18 protein-coding genes are annotated in these 24346 nt (G+C 43.1%); 14 read left to right on the forward strand and 4 right to left on the reverse strand.

What is annotated here, in order from left to right; genetic code table 11:
• The first annotated feature begins 4 nt into the window (after positions 1–4).
• From AC2CZC_RS11215 to glsB, 7 genes are all read left to right on the forward strand, one after another.
• The gene (locus tag AC2CZC_RS11215; protein ID WP_484581844.1) at positions 5–487 is read left to right on the forward strand and encodes a DUF1249 domain-containing protein; all 483 of its coding nucleotides are present in this window, start codon (positions 5–7) and stop codon (positions 485–487) included.
• On the forward strand, positions 474–1238 hold the full coding sequence (locus AC2CZC_RS11220; RefSeq protein WP_484581845.1) for a metallophosphoesterase family protein: 765 nt from the start codon (positions 474–476) through the stop codon (positions 1236–1238). Before AC2CZC_RS11215 ends, AC2CZC_RS11220 begins: the two co-directional genes overlap by 14 nt.
• Positions 1223–1780 carry a YqiA/YcfP family alpha/beta fold hydrolase gene (locus AC2CZC_RS11225; protein ID WP_484581846.1) on the forward strand — a complete coding sequence of 186 codons (558 nt, stop codon included), beginning with the start codon at positions 1223–1225 and terminating at the stop codon, positions 1778–1780. Before AC2CZC_RS11220 ends, AC2CZC_RS11225 begins: the two co-directional genes overlap by 16 nt.
• 33 nt (positions 1781–1813) lie before the next feature.
• Complete coding sequence (gene parE / locus AC2CZC_RS11230) at positions 1814–3703, forward strand: DNA topoisomerase IV subunit B (RefSeq protein WP_063360748.1); 1890 nt, start codon at positions 1814–1816, stop codon at positions 3701–3703.
• Between the two features lie 18 nt (positions 3704–3721).
• Complete coding sequence (gene parC, locus AC2CZC_RS11235; RefSeq protein WP_484581847.1) at positions 3722–6010, forward strand: DNA topoisomerase IV subunit A; 2289 nt, start codon at positions 3722–3724, stop codon at positions 6008–6010.
• A 222-nt stretch (positions 6011–6232) separates the two neighbouring features.
• Entirely contained in the window at positions 6233–6796 is a 564-nt protein-coding gene (locus AC2CZC_RS11240) for a phosphoribosyltransferase (protein ID WP_063360746.1), read from the forward strand.
• A gap of 114 nt (positions 6797–6910) precedes the next feature.
• On the forward strand, positions 6911–7828 hold the full coding sequence (gene glsB, locus AC2CZC_RS11245; protein WP_484581848.1) for a glutaminase B: 918 nt from the start codon (positions 6911–6913) through the stop codon (positions 7826–7828).
• 40 nt (positions 7829–7868) lie between these two features.
• Here the strand turns inward: glsB and AC2CZC_RS11250 are convergent, their stop codons facing one another.
• Positions 7869–9173, reverse strand: coding sequence for an inosine/guanosine kinase (locus tag AC2CZC_RS11250; RefSeq protein WP_237135221.1), 1305 nt, complete (start codon positions 9171–9173; stop codon positions 7869–7871).
• 172 nt (positions 9174–9345) lie between these two features.
• Here AC2CZC_RS11250 and tadA point away from each other — a divergent pair, with 172 nt between their 5' ends.
• Positions 9346–9864, forward strand: coding sequence for a tRNA adenosine(34) deaminase TadA (tadA, locus tag AC2CZC_RS11255; protein ID WP_484581849.1), 519 nt, complete (start codon positions 9346–9348; stop codon positions 9862–9864).
• Positions 9865–10113: 249 nt separating this feature from the next.
• Here the strand turns inward: tadA and mltF are convergent, their stop codons facing one another.
• Positions 10114–11496 (reverse strand): membrane-bound lytic murein transglycosylase MltF, encoded by a 1383-nt coding sequence (gene mltF / locus AC2CZC_RS11260; protein ID WP_484581850.1) that lies wholly within the window; start codon positions 11494–11496, stop codon positions 10114–10116.
• A gap of 244 nt (positions 11497–11740) precedes the next feature.
• Here mltF and purL point away from each other — a divergent pair, with 244 nt between their 5' ends.
• The 5 genes from purL to AC2CZC_RS11285 all read left to right on the forward strand — a co-directional run bounded on the left by purL (position 11741) and on the right by AC2CZC_RS11285 (position 20898).
• Complete coding sequence (purL, locus tag AC2CZC_RS11265) at positions 11741–15625, forward strand: phosphoribosylformylglycinamidine synthase (protein WP_484581851.1); 3885 nt, start codon at positions 11741–11743, stop codon at positions 15623–15625.
• A 641-nt stretch (positions 15626–16266) separates the two neighbouring features.
• A complete protein-coding gene (locus AC2CZC_RS11270) occupies positions 16267–17601 on the forward strand; it encodes a hypothetical protein (RefSeq protein WP_484581852.1) in 1335 nt (444 codons plus the stop codon).
• 214 nt (positions 17602–17815) lie between these two features.
• Positions 17816–20371, forward strand: a complete 2556-nt coding sequence (locus AC2CZC_RS11275; protein ID WP_484581853.1) for an intermembrane phospholipid transport YdbH family protein — start codon at positions 17816–17818, stop codon at positions 20369–20371.
• A gap of 15 nt (positions 20372–20386) precedes the next feature.
• Positions 20387–20566 (forward strand): YnbE family lipoprotein, encoded by a 180-nt coding sequence (locus tag AC2CZC_RS11280; RefSeq protein ID WP_023399504.1) that lies wholly within the window; start codon positions 20387–20389, stop codon positions 20564–20566.
• A gap of 11 nt (positions 20567–20577) precedes the next feature.
• A complete protein-coding gene (locus AC2CZC_RS11285; RefSeq protein ID WP_484581854.1) occupies positions 20578–20898 on the forward strand; it encodes a YdbL family probable chaperone protein in 321 nt (106 codons plus the stop codon).
• Between the two features lie 51 nt (positions 20899–20949).
• On the opposite strand, the gene AC2CZC_RS11290 is transcribed toward AC2CZC_RS11285, so the two are convergent.
• Positions 20950–21495, reverse strand: a complete 546-nt coding sequence (locus AC2CZC_RS11290) for a DUF1415 domain-containing protein (protein ID WP_484581855.1) — start codon at positions 21493–21495, stop codon at positions 20950–20952.
• Entirely contained in the window at positions 21496–22758 is a 1263-nt protein-coding gene (gene waaA, locus AC2CZC_RS11295; protein WP_484581856.1) for a lipid IV(A) 3-deoxy-D-manno-octulosonic acid transferase, read from the reverse strand.
• Positions 22759–22903: 145 nt separating this feature from the next.
• On the opposite strand from waaA, the gene AC2CZC_RS11300 reads away from it, so the two are divergent.
• Positions 22904–24343, forward strand: a complete 1440-nt coding sequence (locus AC2CZC_RS11300; protein WP_484581857.1) for a capsule assembly Wzi family protein — start codon at positions 22904–22906, stop codon at positions 24341–24343.
• The last annotated feature ends 3 nt before the right edge of the window (positions 24344–24346 follow it).

Below are 24346 nucleotides of genomic sequence, written 5' to 3' on the forward strand. Positions count from 1 at the left end.
CGCTTTGTCTGACTTAATCCATCATAAAGAGCATAACGAAAATGCAATAAGCCGAGGTTATGTTCAGTCTTTACCAAAGTACATCACCTTGTGTGAGCGTAATTATTTGCGTGCACTTAAGGTGCTACCTGAAGAAACGGTAGGGTCGAGTCGCCAAATTAAAATTGGTTCAATGGATTTTTTCATTTCAGTAGACAGTGTAGAAAAATACACGACAGACATAAAAATCACTCAGCAGCACAGTTTGAGCAGCCATTTAGGGCAATTTGAGTTGGCCGTGAGGTTATATCACGATGCAAAAGTTGCTGAAGTATATCAGCATAATTACCATCAACGTGTGAAGCCTTCGTACCGCTACCCGAATCCGGGTATGCACCATAAAGATGAAAAGTATCAGCTCAATGCGTTTTTAGGTGACTGGTTGTTGGCATGTGTTGAAAATGGCCGCGTACCACTAGATTGGGATGTCAATAATGGTTTGGTTTAATGAAGCGTATCACTTCGACCAAACACGGCTAAGGCTTGCCCACATTACAGATACTCACCTGTTTGAGCATGTAGACGGTGAGTATTTTTCAGTTAAGACAGCTGAGCACTTTAAACACGTTCTGGTCGATTTAGCACAGCAAAATTTAGATGCGGTGATTTTTGGTGGAGACCTTACTCAGGATCATACTTTTGGTTCTTATCAATTATTTGCGACTCTAGTGAGTGAGTCGGAGTTACAATGCCCTGTATTTTGGTTGCCGGGCAATCATGATGATATCGCGTATTTAAATGAAATCAGTCAAGGCCAAATTGTAGCAGCGAAAAAAATGAGTTTTAAGCTGGGACAAATCTTGTTAGTGAATAGCAAAGGTGCTACTCCAGCGGGCTGGATAACGGAAAGGCATTTATCAGAAATACAACAACAGTGCACTGTACCAAGCCTTGTCTTTTGTCATCATAACCCATTATCTATCCAAGGCTATTTAGATAAGCATATGCTAGAAAATGGTCCGCAATTGCTAAACACGCTGGTCGATTCAGAACATGTTTTGGCGCTTTTTCATGGCCATGTACACAATGAATATGTGTTTAGTTTCAGAGAGCTTCCTGTTTACGCAACTCCCGCGACGTCAATCCAGTTTACGAAACATACCAGTGATTGGCAGCAACAAGACTTAGGAGCTGGCTATCGACTTATCAATTGGTCACAGGCAGGTGTGCAGACAGAGGTCAGATGGTTAGTAAAGTAATTTATATCCACGGGTTTAACAGTTCAGAAAAGTCGTTTAAAGCGCAGCAACTGGGGGAGTATTTTAAAGACCGTTGTGAATACCTAGTTCCTCGGTTACATTATGATCCGCGCATTGCAATGCTTCAGCTGGAAAATATCATTGATGATAAGTGTGCGCTGGTTGGCAGTTCTTTGGGTGGTTTTTTTGCCACATGTTTATCGCAAGCGTTTAATTTACGCGCGGTAGTGGTCAATCCGGCTGTACGACCAGACAAATTACTATGGGATTACCTTGGTCCTCAGTATAATCCCTATCAAGAATTGAATTATGAACTTACAATAGAACATATGACGGCATTACAGCGCATGCATATTGAAACGCTCTCAATGCCAAGTAATCTTTTTCTATTGCAACAAACAGCAGATGAAGTGTTACCTTATCAAGATGCTGTAAATTATTATCGAGACTGTCCATCAATCATTGAATTTGGTGGCGACCATAGTTTCATCGGCTTTGAGAGGCATTTTAGTCGCCTTGCCAACTTTCTTAAAATTAAATAAAACAGTTAGAACTAAAATTAGTCAGTAGCATTTATGAGTCAGCAAAATTATAACGCAGAAGCCATTGAGGTGTTGAATGGCTTAGAGCCGGTTAAACGCCGCCCTGGAATGTACACAGACACCACTAGGCCCAATCATTTGGGCCAAGAAGTCATTGATAACAGTGTCGATGAAGCACTTGCAGGGCATGCAAGCAAGATTGATGTAATTTTGCATGAAGACAATTCATTGCAAGTCATTGATGATGGTCGAGGCATGCCCGTGGATGTTCACCCTGAAGAGGGGATCCCAGGCGTTGAATTGATCCTGACTAAGCTTCATGCTGGTGGTAAATTTTCAAATAAAAACTATCAGTTTTCTGGTGGTTTGCATGGGGTAGGTATTTCTGTTGTTAATGCCTTATCTACGCGAGTAGAGGTCACTGTTAAACGAGATGCTCAGCAATATGAAATAGCTTTTGAAAACGGTGATAAAGTTCAGGATTTAGAAGTCACTGGCAGCGTGGGCAAACGCAATACCGGTACTTCTGTACAATTTTGGCCTGATGCGAGCTACTTCGATTCTGCTAATTTCTCTTTGACCAAGCTAAATCATTTACTTAAAGCGAAAGCTGTTTTATGTCCGGGCTTACGTATTCGTTTTATTAATAAGCAAACCAAAGAAACGCAAGAATGGCATTATGAATCTGGTTTAGAAGACTATTTAAGTGACAGTGCAAAAGATTTAGAAGTGTTACCTAAATCGCCATTTACTGGGAGCTTTAGTGGCTCAACAGAAGGGGTTGATTGGGCACTGCACTGGCTACCTGAGGGAGGCGAGTCGATAGCTGAAAGTTATGTGAACTTGATCCCAACTGCGCAGGGCGGTACGCATGTGAACGGCTTAAGGCAAGGCTTGCTTGAAGCAATGCGAGAGTTCTGTGAATTCCGTAACTTGTTACCAAGAGGCGTTAAATTAACGCCAGATGATGTGTGGGATAAATGCAGTTACGTTTTATCTGTTAAGATGCAAGACCCTCAATTTGCGGGCCAAACGAAAGAAAAACTGTCGTCGCGATCATGCGCAACCTTTGTGTCAGGCATAGTGAAAGACGCATTTAGTTTATGGCTCAATGAGCACACAGAAACAGCAGAGTTATTAGCTGAGCTGTGTATCAGCAATGCGCAAAAGCGTCTACGTGCAGCGAAAAAGGTGGTACGTAAAAAGGTCACCAGCGGACCGGCACTGCCAGGTAAGCTCACCGATTGTTCGGGCAGTGAAACTGAGCGTTCTGAAATATTTTTGGTAGAGGGTGACTCGGCGGGCGGATCCGCTAAACAAGCACGTGATAGAGAGTTTCAAGCCATCATGCCACTGCGTGGTAAAATCTTAAATACGTGGGAAGTGGACTCAGGTCAGATCCTTGCGTCACAAGAAGTACATGACATTTCAGTTGCGCTTGGTATCGACCCGGATTCAACTGATTTATCTACGCTGCGTTATGGCAAGGTGTGTATTCTTGCCGATGCGGACTCCGACGGGCTGCACATTGCAACGCTGTTATGTGCGTTATTTGTTAAGCATTTTCCAACCTTAGTACAGGCGGGGCACGTGTACGTTGCTATGCCGCCGTTATTTAGAATTGATGTCGGCAAAGAAGTATTTTATGCCCTGGATGAAGATGAAAAACGGGGCATTTTAGATCGTATTGAAGCCGAAAAGAAACGCGGGAAAGTGAACGTTCAACGCTTTAAAGGTTTGGGTGAAATGAATCCAATGCAATTGCGTGAAACGACGATGGACCCGAATACTCGCCGCTTGGTCCAGCTCACATTAGATGAGCAAGAGCAAACATTAGAAATGATGGATATGCTACTGGCGAAGAAACGCTCTGGTGATAGAAAGGCTTGGTTAGAGCAACATGGCGATAAAGCCGAGGTATAACAAGAAGTAAGGTGTGTCATGACTGATCCACAGGCCCTCTCTTTACAGGGCATAGAACAATTACCTATGGGGCGTTTTACTGAAGACGCCTATTTAAATTACTCCATGTATGTGATCATGGACCGGGCATTGCCACATATTGGTGATGGCCTTAAGCCTGTGCAGCGTCGTATCGTATATGCGATGAGTGAATTGGGCTTATCAGCTGCAGCAAAATATAAAAAGTCAGCACGTACAGTCGGTGATGTATTGGGTAAATACCATCCACATGGCGACAGTGCTTGTTACGAAGCCATGGTATTAATGGCACAGCCATTCTCTTATCGTTATCCTTTGGTCGATGGTCAAGGTAACTGGGGTGCTGCTGACGATCCTAAATCATTTGCGGCAATGCGTTATACCGAAGCGCGCTTGTCTAAGTTTTCTGAAGTATTACTCAAAGAGCTGGGGCAAGGTACTGTTGACTGGGTGCCTAACTTTGACGGCACAATGAAAGAGCCGCAAGTATTGCCAGCGAGGCTGCCTCATATTTTATTAAATGGGGTTACGGGTATCGCCGTTGGTATGGCGACGGACATTCCACCACACAATGTCAATGAATTAGCCTCAGCTTGTTGTATGTTGTTAGACAAGCCAAAAACAACGCTAGAAGAGTTGTTAGAAGTTGTTCAAGCGCCAGACTATCCAACTGAAGCTGAAATTATCACACCAAAAGACGATATTCGTAAAATCTACACAACGGGTCGTGGCTCAATTAAGATGCGTGCGGTGTTCCATGAAGAGCAGGGTGAAATCATCATTACAGCGCTGCCTCACCAGACATCAGGTGCAAAAGTGCTGGAGCAAATTGCAGCGCAAATGACCGCAAAGAAGCTGCCTATGGTTGCAGATTTACGCGATGAATCGGATCACGAAAACCCGACGCGCATTGTCGTCGTGCCGCGTTCCAATCGGGTGAAGTCTGAGCCGTTGATGGCGCACTTGTTTGCCACCACAGATCTTGAGAAAAACTACCGTGTAAACCTCAATATGATCGGGCTAGATGGCCGTCCTCAGGTGAAAGATCTACAACAGATTTTATCTGAGTGGTTGATCTTCCGCCGTGAGACAGTGCGCAGACGTTTGCAATATCGCCTAGATAAAGTCTTAGCGCGTTTGCATATTCTAGAAGGCTTGATGATCGCCTTTTTGAATATTGATGAAGTGATTGAAATCATTAGAAATGAAGATGATCCAAAAGCGGAGCTGATAAAACGTTTCGGTTTATCAGAAACACAAGCTGAAGCCATTTTGGATCTGAAACTTCGTCACTTGGCGAAGCTTGAAGAGATGAAGATCCGCGGTGAGCAAGATGAGTTGAGCAAAGAGCGTGACAAGCTTGAACTTACTTTAGGCTCAGAACGTCGCATGTCGACCTTGATGAAAAAAGAGATCCAAGAAGCGGCAGAGTTATATGGCGATGAAAGACGTTCACCTGTGATTGAACGTCAAGAAGCGAAAGCACTGAGTGAAAAAGACTTAATTCCATCTGAAGCCGTTACAGTTGTGTTATCTGAAAAGGGCTGGGCGCGTTTCGCAAAAGGTCATGACATCGATGCTGAAGGCTTAAATTATCGCTCAGGGGACAGCTATAAGGCATCAGCTAAAGGTAAGAGTAATCAGCCAGCGGTCTTCTTGGATAGCTCAGGCCGTGCGTTTGCCACCGATGCGCATAGCTTGCCATCGGCAAGAAGCCAAGGTGAGCCTATGACTGGGCGCTTTAACCTCTCAGCGGGCGTGAACTTTGAACATGTCGTGATGGGTGAGGAGCAAGAGCTTTATTTAATGGCAACCGATGCAGGTTATGGCTTTATTGCTGAATTTAACGATTTAGTCAGTAAAAACAAAAACGGTAAAGCATTGGTTAGTATTCCTAAGGGAGCTGAGCTCATCGCGCCCATCTCGGTGAATGATGTGGCGACTGATCGTTGTATGGCTATCTCAAATGAAGGCCGTATGCTCTTATTCCCGTTAAGGGATTTACCGAAGCTTGCAAAGGGTAAGGGAAATAAAATCATCTCAATTCCAAGTGCCAAGGTACAAGCGCGAGAAGAGTTTGTTAAAGTACTCGCTGTAGTACCAGATGGACGTGCAGTGACGCTGTATGCAGGTAAGCGTAAATTAACGCTCAAGAACTCAGACTTAGAGCACTATTTTGGTGAGCGCGGTCGTCGTGGTAATAAATTACCTCGAGGTTTACAACGCGTTGATAACTTTGAAATTGAGTTAATTGAACAAGACGACTCAGAAGCAGATACGCCAGAATAACTCCATCGTGAGCGGGCTCTTGCCTGCTCACGATTTAATCATTGCTAATCACCTTTCTACAACTCTTCTTTTTAATATCTCTTTTCCGTCATTTTGTCGTAAAAACTCTGATGTATCACAAGCAATTTCTACCCGACTCAGCTAGAATACACGGTTATAAGTTATTCTTGTTCAGAGTGACACATGATCAGGTGCCACTCGCACTGACAATACGGGGTTTTTATGTCTGATAAGTGCTATATCACAGCGCAACAGCTATTAGAGGATTCATTTCGTCTGGCGGCTCAAGTGTATGAAGATGGGTTTCGTCCGGATTTTATCATCGGTATTTGGCGAGGTGGTGCGCCAATTGGTATTGCTGTGCAAGAGTACTATGACTACAAAGGCATAGAAACAGATCATATCGCGGTGCGCACCTCTTCATACTACGGCATCGGCAAGCAGTCGAAAGAGATTAAAGTACATGGTCTACATTACATCATTGAAAATGCCAACGCGGGTGACTCTTTATTGATTGTTGACGATGTATTTGATTCCGGCCGCAGTATTTACGCATTGAAAGAAAAGCTTGAAGAGTTGATGCGTCTAAACTTGCCTAAAGATATCCGCGTTGCTTGCCCGTACTACAAACCGGCAAACAAAAAGGTGCCAATGACGCCAGATTACTACATTCATGAGTCTGATGAGTGGTTGGTGTTCCCACATGAACTATCAGGTTTAACACCAGATGAGTTGATTGAAGGTAAGTCAGACTTGGCCAACATCAAAGATTTATTTGCGAAATAAGTAATTTCTTATTTCTTTAAAAGCCGTTGAAAACAGCGTTTTCAACGGCTTTTTTATGGCCGGGTGATAGCGCTTTTGTTACACTCCGCTCATTGTGAATTTTGCATTTTTGATATGACAGACTATCAATCTATTTTAGAGCGAACAGTGCGACATGTTCAGCCTTTGCTGCACCATGGTAAAGTTGCAGATTACATTCCAGCGCTTGCTGAGCAGCAGTTAGGCCAGTTTGCTATTGCGATTCAAACGCAAAGTGGTGACACCTATAGTGCCGGTGACTGTGAGGCGAAATTTACGGTGCAATCCGTCTCAAAGGTAATGACACTTACACTGGCGCTGCAGCGTTATGGTGATGAATTATGGCAAAGAGTCGGAAAAGAGCCTTCAGGCACTGCTTTTAACTCACTTACACAGTTAGAGTTCGAAAATGGCATCCCGAGAAACCCGTTTATCAATGCGGGTGCGATAGTGACCTGTGATGCGCTTTACTCGCGTTTAAGTGCGCCTATACATACCATGCTAGAAAGCTATCGAGTGCAAACCGGCAACCCTAAGCTGGGCGTCAACAAAGTGGTTGCACAGTCAGAATATGAGCATCGTTATCGCAATGCAGCGATGGCATATTTAATGAAATCATTTGGTAACTTCAATAATGAAGTTGAAGAGGTACTTTGGTCATATTTTAATTTTTGCGCCATTGAATTGAATGCAGCTGAGTTGGCGAAGTGCTTTTCTTATCTATCCAATGGTGGTGTATGCACGCAAACACAGCAGCAAATTTTGCCTGCCAAACAGATCAAGCAACTTAACTCATTGCTATTTACCAGTGGTTTGTATGATGCGGCAGGAGATTTTGGTTATCGAGTTGGTATGCCAGGAAAATCAGGTGTATCTGGGGCCATTATTGCGGTGGTACCGGGCCGTTTTACGATAGCTGTTTGGTCGCCGGGCCTTGATAAAGTGGGGAATTCAGTTGCAGGAATTGCCGCGTTAGAGTTTCTTGCTGAAGAGCTCGGAACAGCTATTTTCTAACGCAGCACATTTTGCGCACACAGTGTGTGCGCAAATTAAATTACTGATCCCAGTAAGATTGCTCTAGTGAATCTTCTCTTTCTGGTAAACCACGAGATAATCGTGGTGAGTGTTGAACCAGTACTTCAAAGCTTGCACGGTTTGCATATTTGCTGATCTGTGCAAGTGACGAATAGGTGATTGCAGCCTGTTCGTGTTTGGCTGAGTTTGGTACGTTCAAACGGTGATAAACATTTGCTGATAAATCATGTAATACCGCAGCTAGCGCACAGTCACCGGCACCATTGGTATTTTTAATGGTATCTGGGCCACCCATATAAGGTGCTGTGTGGCTATAAACTCGGATTGGATTATCACAATGAGACTTACGCATGGCGCGAGAGAACTCATAGCGGTTAAATTCAGGAATAGCGCCCGGCAACAGTGGGTATTCGGTTTCACGTTTCATCGTGTCTTCAACGTAACCTGCCATATACAAGCCGGTAGGGCCTGCCGTACAGATAACTAAGTCAACCCAGTCAAGTGCTTTATCTGCCGCCATCAGCGGATCGTCAAAGCCAGTGATTGCTTCGCCTTCTTCTTCGTTCATCGCAAGAATATCAACATGTTTTTCAACAAACTCAGCCCACCACTGTGGATCTTGCTCGATCAAGAATTTAGTGCCCAAGGTTAATACCACTGGCACACCTGCTTTATTCGCATACTCAACGGCTTGCATGGTTGCTTGTGTCATTGTCTCATCGCCTTTTGTACGCATGAGATAAGCACTGATCACCAATGCTGAGGCGTTTTCGATTAATGACTGACTAATCGATTCAGGACGCAAGTAGTTCATTAAACCTGCACTGATAGCGAAGGTACGCTCACCACTATCATCAATCAGTGTGAAGCAACGGCCAATAGGACCGGCAACTGGCTGAAGGTGGTCTAAGTCGACGCGGCTGGATGTATTACATAAAAACTTATATGCATAGCTGCCGATTTCAATACTTTCACTCATCACACCTAATAGTACAGAGCGGTCGTCAGCCAGTACCGAATAGTTGTGCATGGTGTTGCCTATGGTGCCGCCAGCAAATTCGTAGTCAATCATGTCATCACGTTTTAAACGCTCATAAAGCGCATTGGTGACATCATTGTCTATGACTTGTGACATACCACGCTGCAGGTGGAATTCATCCAAAAAAGCTTGGTCGACTTTAGCTTCGATGTCGACAACGATTTGGTCGATGCCGCAAATATAGTTACGCTTCAAGCGATCTTCAGCATTTAAGTGGTTGATAAGTGGGTCCTTATCTTCCACAGGAAAATAATGCTTATGCCTACGGTGTCCCGGAAATTTCATGTTTTACCCGTGTGTTTTGAGCTCATTAAATAAAAAAAGCGGCGAATTATAGCCTAATTTTATATTAGTGAGCCATGGTAATTTGGTAATTTTAGCAATAATTCTGTAAGCAAGGGGTTTCTACAGTACAAGCTGGTATACTAGGTTTCATATTTACTCTGTTAATTTTAGTATGAATAACCAAGAATTAGACGAATATTGGATGCGCCAAGCGCTGGCATATGCTGATAAAGCAGAAGCAGAGAATGAAATTCCGGTTGGTGCAGTGATTGTACAAGATGGTAAGCTGATTGCTGCGGGCTGGAATTGCTCAATTGGTTGCCACGATCCATCTGCACATGCGGAAATGCTAGCAATTCGTGAAGCGGGCAAACGTGTGCAAAATTATCGTTTAGTAGATTGCACCTTGTATGTCACTTTGGAACCTTGCCCGATGTGCGCTGGGCTTTTGGTACATAGCCGAGTCAAGCGTGTGGTTTTTGGTGCAAGCGATGCAAAAACAGGTGCGGCAGGTTCGGTCATGAATTTATTGCAAGAACCACAACTAAACCATCAGCCAGAAGTGACTGGTGGCGTGCTTGCTCAAGCGTGTAGTGAGAAGTTATCTGATTTTTTTAAACGCAGAAGAAAAGAGCATAAAGCGGCAAAAAAAGCGCGAAAATTACAAGCGAGTAATGCGGCTCAAGATTGAGCCGTTTTAGCATCTGCGGCAAGCTGTAATAGAGAATAAATACGGCGGCGCAGGAGAATCTTTTTATGTATGTTTTTTAGCATGACACGGCGGCGATTTGGATTTGTATTGCGCATGTTACGTTTAAATTGATGAGTTCGACGTCTTCTTAGCATCTGAACCTCCTTAATGTGAGAGAAAAACTGTATTACGCGTGACAGAAATACCTGCTTTGTATGACAGGCTTATGACAACGAGACTGGGATGCCGTTAATTACCGGAACTGAAAGGGAGCGCTCCATTTTCGTCTAACCAGACCAGAGCGTCGAAGTAGCGGCGTATATTATCGACATAATGTACAGCAACATCGCCACGCGCATATCCATATCTTGTACTTCGATAGTAGCGTTTTTTAGTCAGCAGTGGTAGTCGTTTTTTAACATCCGCCCAACTATTCGGATTGCCACCTTGTTGTTTTGTCAGTTTTAATGCATCTCTTACATGTCCCATACCGACGTTATACGCAGCTAAGGCCAACCAGGTTCTATCTGGATCAGATATCTCTTCTGGCACCCGTGAAATTAAGTTAGCTAGGTATTTTGCGCCGCCCCGGATGTTTTGTTCCGGTTTAAGTCGATGTTTAACACCAACACGTTTGGCTGTGCTTTGAGTGAGCATCATGATGCCGCGAACGCCAGTGGGAGATTTTGCCCTTGGGTTCCACATCGATTCTTGATAACTCAGTGCTGCAAGTAATCGCCAGTCAACGTTATGTGCCGTTGCATATTCGATAAACCAAGGCGCGTATTTAGGTAGAACTGCTTTGCTGGCTTCGACAAACGCCACGGTATTCACGTAATTGAATTGCTCGACATGACCAAAGTACTTTTCTTCTAAAGCAGCAAGTTGGTTGTTACTTTGAATTTTGGCAAAAAATGGCAGCAGTAAAGCATATAATGAATCATCATTTTGCTTTTTCATCACCCAAGCGATGGGATCTGATTGGGTGACAGAAAACGCAATACTGAGGTTCGGGTGATAGCGACGAAAAAGCGATAGGGAGTGAGAATCCACAATCGTGTATTCAATCTCGCCGGCTAAAATCCCCTGCAGTAATTCTTCTTGATCTAAGGCTTGGGTCGTTTGCCATTGTAGCTCAGGGTAATCTTGTTGTGCCGCTTGTAACGAAAGCACGTGATGGCTATTGGCAAGCACGGTAACAGGTTCTGAAAGCTGGCCATAGTGCCTAGGGCGCTTTTTACCTTGTTTATAAACTAACTTTTGGCTGATATCTCGGTAAAAAGGACCAAAGCGAAAGTTTTCTGCTCGCTTTGGGTGATAGCTAATCCCAGAGGCGATGATATCGACATCACCTCGCTCTAACTGTTCAAAGAGTTTTTCTAAATTGAAAAAGGGGATGATATTAAGCTCGACATCCAGTTCATCGGCGAACATGCCTGCAAGTTCATATTCAAAGCCTTCTTCTTCGTTATGGCCCTGATAATAAGTAGCAGGACCGACTAAGATCCCAACATTGAGTTTGCCATTGTTTTTTATTTGTTGAAGCTGGCTCGGTGGTGCTTTATCACAACCTGCCAGTAATAGAATGAACACCAGCGTGCTTAATAAACCCGTTAGCTTGTTTTGTACCATGCCTTTTCCATTATGAAATTTATTAAGTTACCGATTAACTCTATAAGATACAGAGTGTTTTTACGCAATGATGGTGTGCTTTAAAAGCAAATTCAAACTTTTAATCGTATGCTCTCAAGTATATACCTATTTGTGAAGCGGGTTTTTTTCGATAAATGACAATTTTGAGTTAAATCTGTGCGTCAATTCGACTATAATGGCGGCCCAAAATATCGTTCAATCCTTAACCCCGGATGAAATATCTATGTTAATCCTACGTGGTGCACCTGCACTTTCTGATTTTAAAGTCCAAAAGATCCTTAAAAGCTGCGCGGATGCAGAGTTACCTGTTACAGGCGTATATGCTGAGTTTATGCATTTTGCTGATGTAACAGCTGACCTTTCAGAGACAGAACTCGACAAGCTAAGCAAGTTATTAAAGTATGGGCCTACCGCCGTCGAGCACAAGCCTGAGGGAACACTTATTTTAGTGACGCCTCGCATTGGAACTATTTCTCCATGGGCTTCTAAAGCAACTGACATCGCGAACAACTGTGGTCTAGATAAAGTTCACCGTGTTGAGCGTGGTATCGCTTACTATGTTGAGGGCGCACTAAGCGCAGAGCAATTAGCGGATGTGGCTAAGTTACTTCATGACCGCATGACAGAGTCTGTACACAGCAACTTAGAAGATGCTGGGCAGCTATTTCGTGTTGAAGAGCCGCGCCCAATGTCATCTGTTGACATTCTTGGCGGTGGCCGTGAAGCACTTGCAACAGCAAACGTTGAGCAAGGCTTTGCATTAGCGGATGACGAAATTGACTACCTAGTAGAAAACTTCACAAAACTAGGTCGTAACCCGAACGACATCGAGTTATTCATGTTCGCACAGGCGAACTCGGAGCACTGTCGTCACAAAATTTTCAACGCTGATTGGACAATCGACGGTGAAGAGCAGCCTAAATCGCTGTTTAAAATGATCAAGAATACTTACGAGACGCACCCTGAAAACGTACTATCTGCTTATAAAGATAACGCAGCGGTCATGAAGGGTTCTAAAGCGGGTCGTTTCTTCCCAAATAAAGAAGGTGAGTACAGCTACAATCAAGAGAACATTGAAATCTTGATGAAGGTTGAAACGCATAACCACCCAACTGCAATCGCACCATTCTCTGGTGCATCAACTGGTTCTGGTGGTGAAATTCGTGACGAAGGCGCAACAGGTCGTGGTTCTAAGCCAAAAGCAGGTCTAGTTGGTTTTACCGTATCTAACCTGCGCATTCCAGGGTTCGAGCAGCCGTGGGAAACTAACTTCGGCAAGCCAGGCCGTATCGTTGATGCACTGGACATCATGATTGACGGTCCACTAGGTGGCGCGGCGTTTAACAACGAATTTGGTCGTCCTAACCTACTAGGTTACTTCCGTACTTACGAAGAAAAAGTGAATAGCCACAACGGTGAAGAAGTACGTGGTTACCACAAGCCAATTATGCTTGCAGGTGGTCTTGGTAACATTCGTACTGAGCATGTTCAAAAAGGTGAAATCCCAGTAGGCGCTAAGCTAGTGGCATTAGGTGGCCCTGCAATGAACATCGGTCTTGGTGGTGGCGCTGCATCATCAATGGCATCGGGTCAGTCAAACGAAGACCTAGATTTTGCTTCTGTACAGCGTGAAAACCCAGAGATGGAACGCCGTTGTCAGGAAGTTATCGACAAATGTTGGCAGTTAGGCGACGAAAACCCAATTGCATTTATTCACGATGTAGGCGCGGGTGGTCTTTCAAACGCATTCCCAGAGCTTGTAGACGACGGTGGCCGTGGTGGTAAATTCCAACTACGTAATATCCCGAACGATGAGCCGGGCATGGCACCACACGAGATCTGGTGTAATGAATCACAAGAACGTTATGTACTTGCAGTAGCGGCAGAAGACTTCGCACGTTTTGAAGAAATTTGTAAGCGTGAGCGTGCACAGTATGCGGTAATTGGTGAAGCAACTGAAGAGCGTCACCTAACCGTTGCGGATAGCCACTTTGACAACAACCCAGTTGATCTTCCGCTTGAAGTACTACTTGGTAAAGCACCAAAGATGCACCGTGACGTTGAGTCGAAAAAGGTATCTGGTGAAACACTTCAAACAGATAGCATTGATGTAGAGGAAGCCGCTAAGCGCTTACTTCGTCTACCGACTATCGCTGAGAAAACATTCCTTATCACCATTGGTGACCGTACGGTAACAGGTCTTGTGGCACGTGACCAAATGGTTGGCCCTTGGCAGGTACCAGTGGCAAACTGTGCTGTAACGGCAGCAGCGTTTGATACTTACCACGGTGAAGCGATGTCAATGGGTGAGCGTACACCTGCGGCACTTCTAAACTATGGTGCATCTGCACGTTTAGCAGTAGCAGAAGCGTTAACGAACATTGCTGGCGCAAACATTGGTGGCCTTGAGAACATCAAGCTATCTGCTAACTGGATGGCAGCAGCGGGTCACCCGGGTGAAGACGCAGGTCTTTACGAAGCTGTTAAAGCGGTAGGTGAAGAGCTATGTCCAGCACTTGGCCTAACTATCCCAGTTGGTAAAGACTCAATGTCGATGAAGACGAAGTGGGAAGAGAATGGTGAAAACAAAGAAGTTACTGCGCCACTTTCTCTCGTAATCACTGCATTTGGTCGTGTAGAAGACATCCGTAAAACAGTCACGCCTCAGCTTCGCACTGATAAAGGTGACTCAAGCCTAATCCTAGTTGATTTAGGTGCAGGTCAAAACCGTATGGGTGCATCAAGCCTTGCACAGGTTTACAAGCAGCTTGGTGATAAGACGCCTGACGTTGATAGCCCAGAGCTATTAAAAGGCTTCTATGAAGCGATGCAGGCGCTAGTAGCAGACGAGAAGCTACTTGCTTACCATGACCGTTCAGACGGTGGTTTATTTACTACTGTTGCTGAAATGGCATTCGCAGGTCGCACAGGTGTGACAGTAAACCTTGATAGCCTAACAGGTTCAGACATCGAAGCACTTTATAACGAAGAGCTAGGCGCAGTGATTCAGGTTCGCAATGACGACCTTGCAGCAGTTGAAGCTGTTTTAGCTGATAACGGCCTTGCGGCAATTTGCCATACTATTGGTGCATTAAACACTGAAGACAAAGTTATCTTCAACCGTGGTGGCGAAGTTGTTCTTGCAAATACACGTACTGAATTACGTACTATTTGGGCTGAAACAACTTACAAGATGCAAGCACTTCGTGATAACCCTGAATGTGCTAAGCAAGAATTTGATGCTAAGTTTGACGAAAAAGATCCAGGTCTTAACGTAAAACTAAGCTTTGACCTAAACGAAGACGTTGCTGCACCTTACATCGCAACAGGTGCTAAGCCTAAGATGGCAATCCTTCGTGAGCAAGGTGTTAACTCACACGTTGAAATGGCAGCAGCATTTAACCGTGCAGGTTTTGCAGCAGTTGACGTACATATGAGTGATATCCTTGAAGGTCGTCTAACGCTAGAAGAGTTTAAAGGCCTTGTAGCATGTGGTGGTTTCTCTTACGGTGACGTACTCGGTGCTGGTGAAGGTTGGGCTAAGTCTATTCTATTTAATGATATGGCACGCGATCAGTTCCAAACATTCTTTGAGCGTCAAGATACGTTCAGTTTAGGTGTATGTAACGGCTGTCAGATGCTATCAACGTTGAAAGAGCTTATCCCAGGTACTGAACACTGGCCACGTTTTGTAACCAACAAGTCCGAGCGCTTTGAAGCACGTTTCAGCCTTGTTGAAGTACAAGAAAGCCCGTCAGTATTCTTCCAAGGTATGGCTGGCTCGCGTATGCCAATCGCCGTATCTCACGGTGAAGGCCACGCTGAGTTTGCAAACGACGCAGCAGTGAAAGCAGCGCTTGAGTCTGGCACAGTAGCCGTTCAATACGTTGATAATTTTGGTCAACCTACGACACAATACCCGAATAACCCGAATGGTTCACCTGAAGGTATTACCGGTATCACATCAACAGATGGTCGTGCAACAGTAATGATGCCACACCCAGAGCGTGTATTCCGTGCAGTAGCTAACTCTTGGCACCCAGATGAGTGGAAAGAAGATAGCCCATGGATGCGTATGTTCCGTAACGCACGTAAAAACGTGGGTTAATCGAGTAATATATTACTCTAAAGAAAAGGTCGCGAAAGCGGCCTTTTTTGTTTTTGAAGCAGGCTAACTCTTGGCAGCGATACCTGTGATAGGAGTGGATCGATCATAGCCCGTGGATGTGTATGTTCCGTAATGCACGTAAAAACGTGGGTTAATCGAGTAATATATTACTCTAAAGAAAAGGTCGCGAAAGCGGCCTTTTTTGTTTTTGAAGCAGGCTAACTCTTGGCAGCGATACCTGTGATAGGAGTGGATCGATCATAGCCCATGGATGCGTATGTTCCGTAACGCACGAAAGAATGTGGGGTAAAACGCGAGTCATGGATGACGATTACTGCGTAACGCACTGGGCCGCAGCTTCAGGACGAATTAGTCTGCACTGTCTCTGCTCATTTATTGAAAAAGGTCACTTCGGTGGCTTTTTTATTTAAAAAAGTAGCCCCTTTTTAAGGTTAGTATCGTTATAACTAGCACGTAGCTAAAGCTTGTACTAATCACACATACCAAAGCGCTGGGGTATATAGCGCTGTTCATAAAAATAATCATAAGTTGCCAACCATCAGTTTATGGTGTGTTTGATTCAGTGTAAATTGGCAACACTTTAGAAACACTCGGATTTATAATAATAAAAGGAAGAAGTAATGAAAAAGCTTTTACATACAACGCTAGCTGCTTCAATCACGCTGGCGCTGGCAGCTTGTGGGGGGTCTTCTGGGGGAGACAACAATAATCAAGTAAGTAGGCAAGCTCAACAAAATAATACAACCGTTGAAACACCGGTTAACAAAGTTGAAGCACAAAAAATTACTTTAAGAGCAGAATCACAAGAGTGCTCGAATTATCAACCTAAGCAGGTTGATATTGTATTTCACGATGAAAATGGTGCACCTCTAGGGTCTGCAAAGACGGATTTGAATGGCGATTTCTCAGGAGAGCTGCCGGTAGGTACAAAGCACCTTTCTGTTATTGGTGAAGTGAGTGATAGTGCTGACGGTGAATATAAATATATCCGGACAGAATTAGATATTGAGCATAGAGAAAACTTAGGAACTTACTATTTTAAAACATCTACAGAATGTAGCTGTGAGATGTACCGCGTTGATGATTCGGCGTTAACCTTAACAAAAAATGGGTATTTTCTACTTTCGAATAGTACTTTACCATCCAATGGTAACTTAGCCGTTTGTGATGGCAGTGACACATTATATTTAGCAGCGATATCACGTGAGCATAATGATGCGAAAGCCGCGGTTATCGCGTTACCAACAAGCCCTCAAACAATCGTAATCTCTGATGCGGATTTCACTCATAATGGCGTAATCGTGGATAAACAAATCAGTGCCAATACGCAAATAATCGGTGCTTTTGGTGCTGCAACAGACGCATCTTCTTTGGTATTTAATCAACGGCAAGCAACAGATGAAACGATGCCGCTGTATATTTTCCCTGATGCAGTTGAGCACAATTATTACCACCAAGTAGAGTTCAATCAAACCAACTTTGATACCGCTAGGTTCAAGGTGTGGAAATCGGCCAGAAGCAGAGCGAATACTGAGCATGAGTTTGGCGTAAATGAAATACCATTGTTATCTGATAGTTTGAATGATGAGGTAATGAGCATTTCTGGCAGAGAAAATGTGACTTATGATTTCAGTGCAATAAATGAGGACTTGGCTCGCGTCGAATTTAGATATAGCTATTTGGTCAGTGATAATACTGAGACTCGTTACGACTGGAAGATAAATGGTGGTATTAAGGGCACTATTCCACAACTATCCTTTGGTGATGTATTTGCACTGCCAGTAGAAGAGACAAAGTTAGAAGAGCTTGGTGCTTACATATATGGATATAAAGGCAATGCAAAAGACAGTGAAACATATGCCAAGTTGTTAGACTTCATTGCAAAGGGGGAATCTCGCCATAGAGCTGAATTTGGGGACTATATTTATGTTAGAGCATTAGTTGAGCTTGACTAATGTCACAAAAGGTCACTTTGGTGACCTTTTTTGTTTGTCTCTCAAAAAAATATGATGGCATTGATTATGGCTAAAAAGCAGGCTGTTATATACTTGCAACGATAACCTATCAGGTATTTTTGTTAATTTTACAACTTCTTACGCTCTTCTACATTACATTGTGAGCGTGATGGCTTAAACTCATTGTTTTGATGAAAAGTTAGTTTAGGAACGCATGCGGCGCTTTTTAGTTTATGCAGGGATAAGCTTTTGCTTATTGCTGATCTCTTTGTATATATTTCGAATGCCTTTGAGTCTTGTGGTTGCGGATCATTATTTAACGCAAGAGCAGGGTGAGCTAACTTGTTTAGAGTGGTCAATTGCTGGGTTTAACAAAGTCGACATCAGTAAAGCCTGCTTGTCACATACACAGGCAAATATCACGGTAAAAGAGGCAACGGTAACACCTGATGCTCTTGTGATAGAGCATTTGCAATTTGAACATATTGCCGATCCGTCTGCGCAACAATCAAAGCCATTGCAAAAGTTGTTGCTACCGCTGGTTGAAAATCGACCGCTGCTGACGATAAAAGATGTGAATATTAAGTCGCTGCAATTGCAGCAGCCGCTCTCTTTTTCCATTAATGAACCAGAACTCAATAGGTTTCGCATTGATGGTGATGTATCCGCACTCGTTGCCTTGCTGCCAGATCAAATCAGTGTTGAAACGGATTTATCAAGCCAAGGATTTAAGCCTTACTTACCAACACAAATAAAGGCGTTGTCCGGGCTATTATCTTTTACCTTTGATGGTGTTGAAATTGACTCTAGGGCCAATTTACAAGCGAGTATTTTGGATATCAGTCTGGAAGATTGCCATATGATGGCGGATATAAAGGGTGGTTTGGTGAGTCAGCTAAATTTAAATTCACTCTTAGCTAACGTCGACTTATCCAAGCTACAGGTGAAAATAAATGGTCAGTCTTGTCGAAACCTCACCGATTTCCAGCAGTCTTTACCCGCAGAGGTAGTGAGTACAGATTGGCAACTATTTATACCTGAACCATTTACAGCGACGCTGGCAAAAGTGGAAATACCTTCGCTCAGTGCCAAAGATCAAAATGGTTTGACTGCGATAGCATTAAATAATGTTCGACTTGTAGTACCTCAAAAAAAAGCATTATTAGACATCAAGCTGAGTCATCATAACCCCCAGTTTGGTTGGTTAGAACTTCAGGCTAAGTTATCTGCCGAAGGCAATCATTTATCAACAAGTGGAGATTGGCTATTAAATAGCTCGGCGTTGAATTTAGCTAATGAGATAATAGTCGAAGATCTAGTTAGTCAAGGGGAGTTTACTTTGGTCGGCATACTTGACCAACATATCAATCTTGAACTAGCAACTCAAACATCAATGGGTGAGCTAAAAAATACACAAGCCTTGCTGAATAATACAGAACTGAATTTAAGCACGCGTTTAAGTACTGATATGAATAAATTGGCAGCGGCTCCACTTCAGGCATTTGAAGTGGATGTGTTTGATACTCAAGTGAGCGTAGAACGATACAGGTTTGAAGAGGCGCTAGGAAAGCATATTTTGTTGGAGAGTAAGCTCAATACTGATGAGTTAAAACACTTCAAAGGTCAACTTAATATGGAAGTAGGTTCATTTAAAAGGGGTGAACTAAGAGGGAAAGATGTTTCACAGAGCATGACGTTTAAAGGTGAATTAGCGAATGTAGCAACGAGTCTTCTCTTTGATGGTGAAACCCATCTTGGGTTAGTCGCCACCCCTCAACTCTCTTTTCGAAATGCGGTTGTGACCTCTTCAGGGAACTTTAATGAGCAACTTAATTTAGACCATGTCTTACACTTGGAAGAGCTTGAAGTATTGATAAAGCATAAAGTCGGGCCACAGATGAATGAAGTTGATGTTTCGGTACCTGAACAAAGCTTTTTAACGTTACAACCAATCATTCAACAATTTGATCCAAAGATACAGTTAAGTGAAGGGACAATTTCGGCCAATATCAGTGGGGATGTTTCAGAACAAAGCTACCATTTTGATATGACGTTAGAAGAAGGGGGGATCTTATACGATTCCCATTATTTAAGTGGTTTGAATATGCCAGTCACTGGCATGATTAAGGCCCAACAGTTGGTCATTGAAGAGTCACCGATAGGCATTCGAGAGATCCGCTCAGGGGCAGTGCTTGAGAACTTTCAGGCGAGTCTCTCATCTTATGATTCAAAGCCCATGTTGAGTAATATCAGTGCTTATATATTTGATGGTCAGCTAAGTGCTCAGCAGATCAGTTTATCTGAGGAAGATCAGAGCTTTCTGGTTGAAGCAAAAGATTGGGAGTTGGCTGTAATAGCTCATGCAGCTAAAAATGCAGGTGTCGAACTCAGTGGTCGTGTTTATGGGCAACTACCTGTAACCGTTGTTGATGGCGCACTAGAAATTCATGGCGGTAAGCTAAATAACATAGATGTTGGCTTATTGAGCATTGAGAATAACCAGTCCGTTGAAGCGCTTAAGGCGCAGCAGCCAAGTTTGGAAATGGCTTTTGGCATGTTAGAGCGATTAAATATAGAGAAGTTGACCAGCGACGTGAATATGTCATCGGACGGGTGGCTTGACTTAGCTGTGCAAATTACGGGTGTTAACGAGCAGCAGGGGCAGCCAATTAATTTTAATTACACACATAAAGAAAATATTTTTCAGTTATTTAGGGCATTGCGGTTGAGCGATGAAATCACCAAAGAAGTTGAAAAAGCATTAAACTAATAGGAGCAAGAAAGCATGAAATGGATGCTAACTTTGATGCTGGTCTTGGTTACTTCAGCCTGTACTCATAAAGTTCAGGTTGAGACAAAAGAGCCAATTACCATCAATTTAAATGTAAAAGTTGACCACGAAATCCGTGTTAAAGTAGACAAAGAACTAGACGACTTGTTTAGCGACGACAGTGAATTATTCTAAGGAGTGAGAACATGAAAGCAAAAATTATACTGACTACCATCGCAGCGGCATGTATGAGCTTTTCGGTGATGGCTTTAACGATTAATGAAGCTAAATCACAAGGCATGGTTGGCGAAAACTCAGCAGGCTATTTAGGCGTTATTAAGGGATCAGGTGATGTTAAGAAACTGGTCGCTGATATCAATAAAAAACGCAAAGCAAAGTATCAGCAGCTGGCCAAGAAAAATGGTATTAGTTTGTCACAAGTGGAAAAGCTTGCAGCAGAAAAGACCTATAAGAAGACCTCTTCAGGACACTTCATTCAAGTAAATGGCAAGTGGGTGAAAAAATAAAGCCACTTTGTAATAACTGCGCTGTATAGCGCAGTTATTTGGTTTAAAGCTTTATTTTTGGTGAATACAGCTTGCCAACAACTGCTGCCAAAATGCCTCACCTTTGCGCCTAGCAAGGCGAATGTTGTTGTCGGGAATAGACTCAGGATCATCATACATTTCAAGTGCTTCAGCCATGCTATCCTCTCTGATCAAATGTAATGTAGGATAAGGCGCGCGGTTAGTATAGTTTGCGGGGTCGTCTTCATCACTGTCTGCGAAGACATAATCAGGATGAAAGTTCGCAATTTGATAAGTACCTTCAAACCCTTGCGCGCACAGCATCGCATTAGCTAAGTCGACTAAATCTAAAAAGGCGTCAAAATCGCTGAAACCATTGGAGAAAATAAGTAGGGTCGTTTCTCTATCTTGGTTTTGATTCAACTCAAAACATTGTTCCAACATATCCATGACCGCATCGTCATGACTCATTGCCTCGCTTATGCAGTAATGTATGGCATTTTGTTCCACTTCTTTTCTGGCAAATGGACAAAAGTTATATTTAACGATGACATTACTGACCCAGTTTTTCATCGCGTTGCTAATATGTTCACTCATTTACTGCTCCAATAGTGAATCGATAACATCTAGGGTACGATTAATGGCGCCTTGATTACTTGCAAGACAAGTATGTGCGTTTTGCCCTAGTTTTTTCGCGGCAGTACTATCTTGTAGATATAGACTTAACTGCTGAAATAATTCGTTTTTACCTGAGCAAATCTGAGCACCGTTTGCCGCAATTAATTGCGGGTAGATATGGGAGAAGTTGTAGGTGCTCGGTCCGCTTAATACGCCTATGGAGCTTGCAGCGGCCTCTAGTGGATTATGACCACCTCGCTCAATTAGGCTGCCACCGACAAATGCAATGTCAGCGCAGCCATAAAGAAATTTTAACTCACCAAGGGTGTCCGCCAACAAAACTGAGTTGTTTGCATCATATGTCCCACTTCGACGGCTAAAATTGAGGCCTGAATCTGTCAGCAAAGTCGCAACGGGATTAAATTGTTCAGGATGACGAGGCGCAATGACAAGCAGCGCTGTAGGATTTTCTTTTAGTATCTGATTATGTACTTCAATGATTTGCTCATGTTCACCTGGGTGGGTTGAGCCAGCAATCCAAATGGGCCTATCTCCAAGTTGAGACTTTAATACTGCCAATTGTTCCAATTCGCAGCTACTGAGGGTGACGTCAAATTTAATAGACCCAGTCGTGATGGTTTTATCCTGTTTAAGCCCCAGTTTCATGAACCTTTGAGCATCTTCGTCGTTGTGACTTGCAAGCACAGTGATATTGTCCATGATGCCTTTACTGAGTGAAGAAAACTTTTGATATCCGCGCAAGGATTTATCTGACAACCGCGCATTGATAATTGCAACTGGACAGTGATTTTGGTTTGCATAATGAAATAGATTCGGCCAAAGCTCAGTCTCTAATACGACAAGTAGTTTAGGCTTTAAACGCTTTATAAATCGGCGTGTAGCAAATCCAAAATCAATAGGAAGATAACAGCTATGGATTGAGCCATTAAACTGTTTTTTAATTTCATCTCTACCAGTGGGGGTGTTTGTCGTAATAATTATGGGGTGCGCTGCGTGCTGGCGTTGTATTTTTTTGATTAATGGTGCTGCAGCTAATATTTCACCAACGGAGGCGCAGTGAATAATAATAGCCTCTTGTGGCAAATGTGAGCTTACCGCGCCAAATCTTTGTGAAAAGTGTGCCCTATAACCCTGATTTTTTTTACCTCTGATGTGATACAAATAAAACGCAATAAGCGGCGAAAGTAGCAATAAGGTGAGTGAGTAAATAAATCGGGTCATGGTATCAGAGCACAAATAAAAGCGCAGTTTAACGTGATTAAAGGTGAATGAAAATGACTATAACAATTTTACACATATCGGGAGGTGCCCAACTGAGCTTAATTTGCTAGTATGCTTGCCCCTGATTGTTTTTGAAAGAAATAAAATGTTGTCAATTTATAAAAAGTTGTTGTTTGCTGTTTCTTTGCCATTGTCTTTTGTTGCTCAATCGGCCTTTGCTAAGCCGACAGCTTATCTTCCTGTTGGTAAAGATAATATTCTCGAGTATCAAATTGAAAAGATGTTCACTCTAACGGCTGTAACGCCAATGAGTAAGCCTTATAGAATTTCAGAAATTAACCAACATATTGTAAAACTTGGCGACATTGACCCTGCTTTGCAAGCGAGTATCCGAGCTCGAATTGCACCATATTTGCAAACAGATGCAATCACTCGTAGGGGAATTAAATTACGTATTGACTCTGGGGAAGAGCAACAAATTGCAAATGATCGAGGAAATTATTCCAGTGAATATGCTGAAGTTTCTCTGGATGGTATCTATCGAGGCAGTGACAGCTCACTATTACAGTTAGGCGCCGAATATCGCGTAGAGGCTGGCAAGTTAGTACCTTATAATACTTTTTATGCACTAGGTGGAGAGAACCTTCAACTTAATATAGGTTATAAGGAGCATTGGCTTTCGCCTTTTAAACACTCAGCTCAAGTCTACTCAACGAATGCACCGACTCCTCTATCAGTGTCTTTAGGATTGAATTCTCCACTGAAAAACTGGTGGAACCTTGATTTTGAATTCTTTTATGCTGAGTTAGAACATGTTGAAAAAGGGATTGATTATCAGAACAAGCGACATGACGGTACGCCAAAGCTGGCGGGTACGCATTTTAGTTTTGAGCCTCTGAATAATTGGAAAATCGGCATCAACCGAATGATGCAATTCGGAGGCGGTCCTAGAGAAGTTTCAGGTAAGGATTTAATTAAGGCATTTGTTGACCCAGCAGGCAGCGATAATAATGCACTCACCGGCGGCACTGACTTTGAACTGGGCGACCAATGGGCGACAGTCACTACATCGTTTAAAACGAATTGGTATAAACCTGTTGAGTGGTATATCGAGCATGGTGGTGAAGACACAAGAGAGCATAAGAACTACTTGTTTGGTAACTCTGTCACAAGCTATGGTTTTTACATGCCAGAATTAACTAAAGATGTCTCATTGCGTTACGAATTTTCAGATATTAGTGAGCTGTGGTATACCCACCATATTTATCCTGTTAAGGGTAATAGTATCGATGATTTTGTGGTAGGACACTTTGCAAGTAATCACCGCGTGTTTAATCATGGAGTAGCGACGCAAAGCCAAGTTGTTGAAGTTACTTATGCAGAAAGCTTTGATTCTTTATGGCGTCTAAAGTGGTCAACTGTTGATAATAAAGATAATGAGAAATATGAATATAAAAAGCAAAATGAAATTAAGCTTTCTAACTCTAGAAAAATTGATGATTATCAGCTAGAAACGAGCCTAACAGTGGGCAAAGATGTCTTCGGAGAAAATTACACTTGGCTGTCAGTCAATGTATACTGGTAATAC

The organism is Pseudoalteromonas sp. MMG033 (assembly GCF_057197785.1).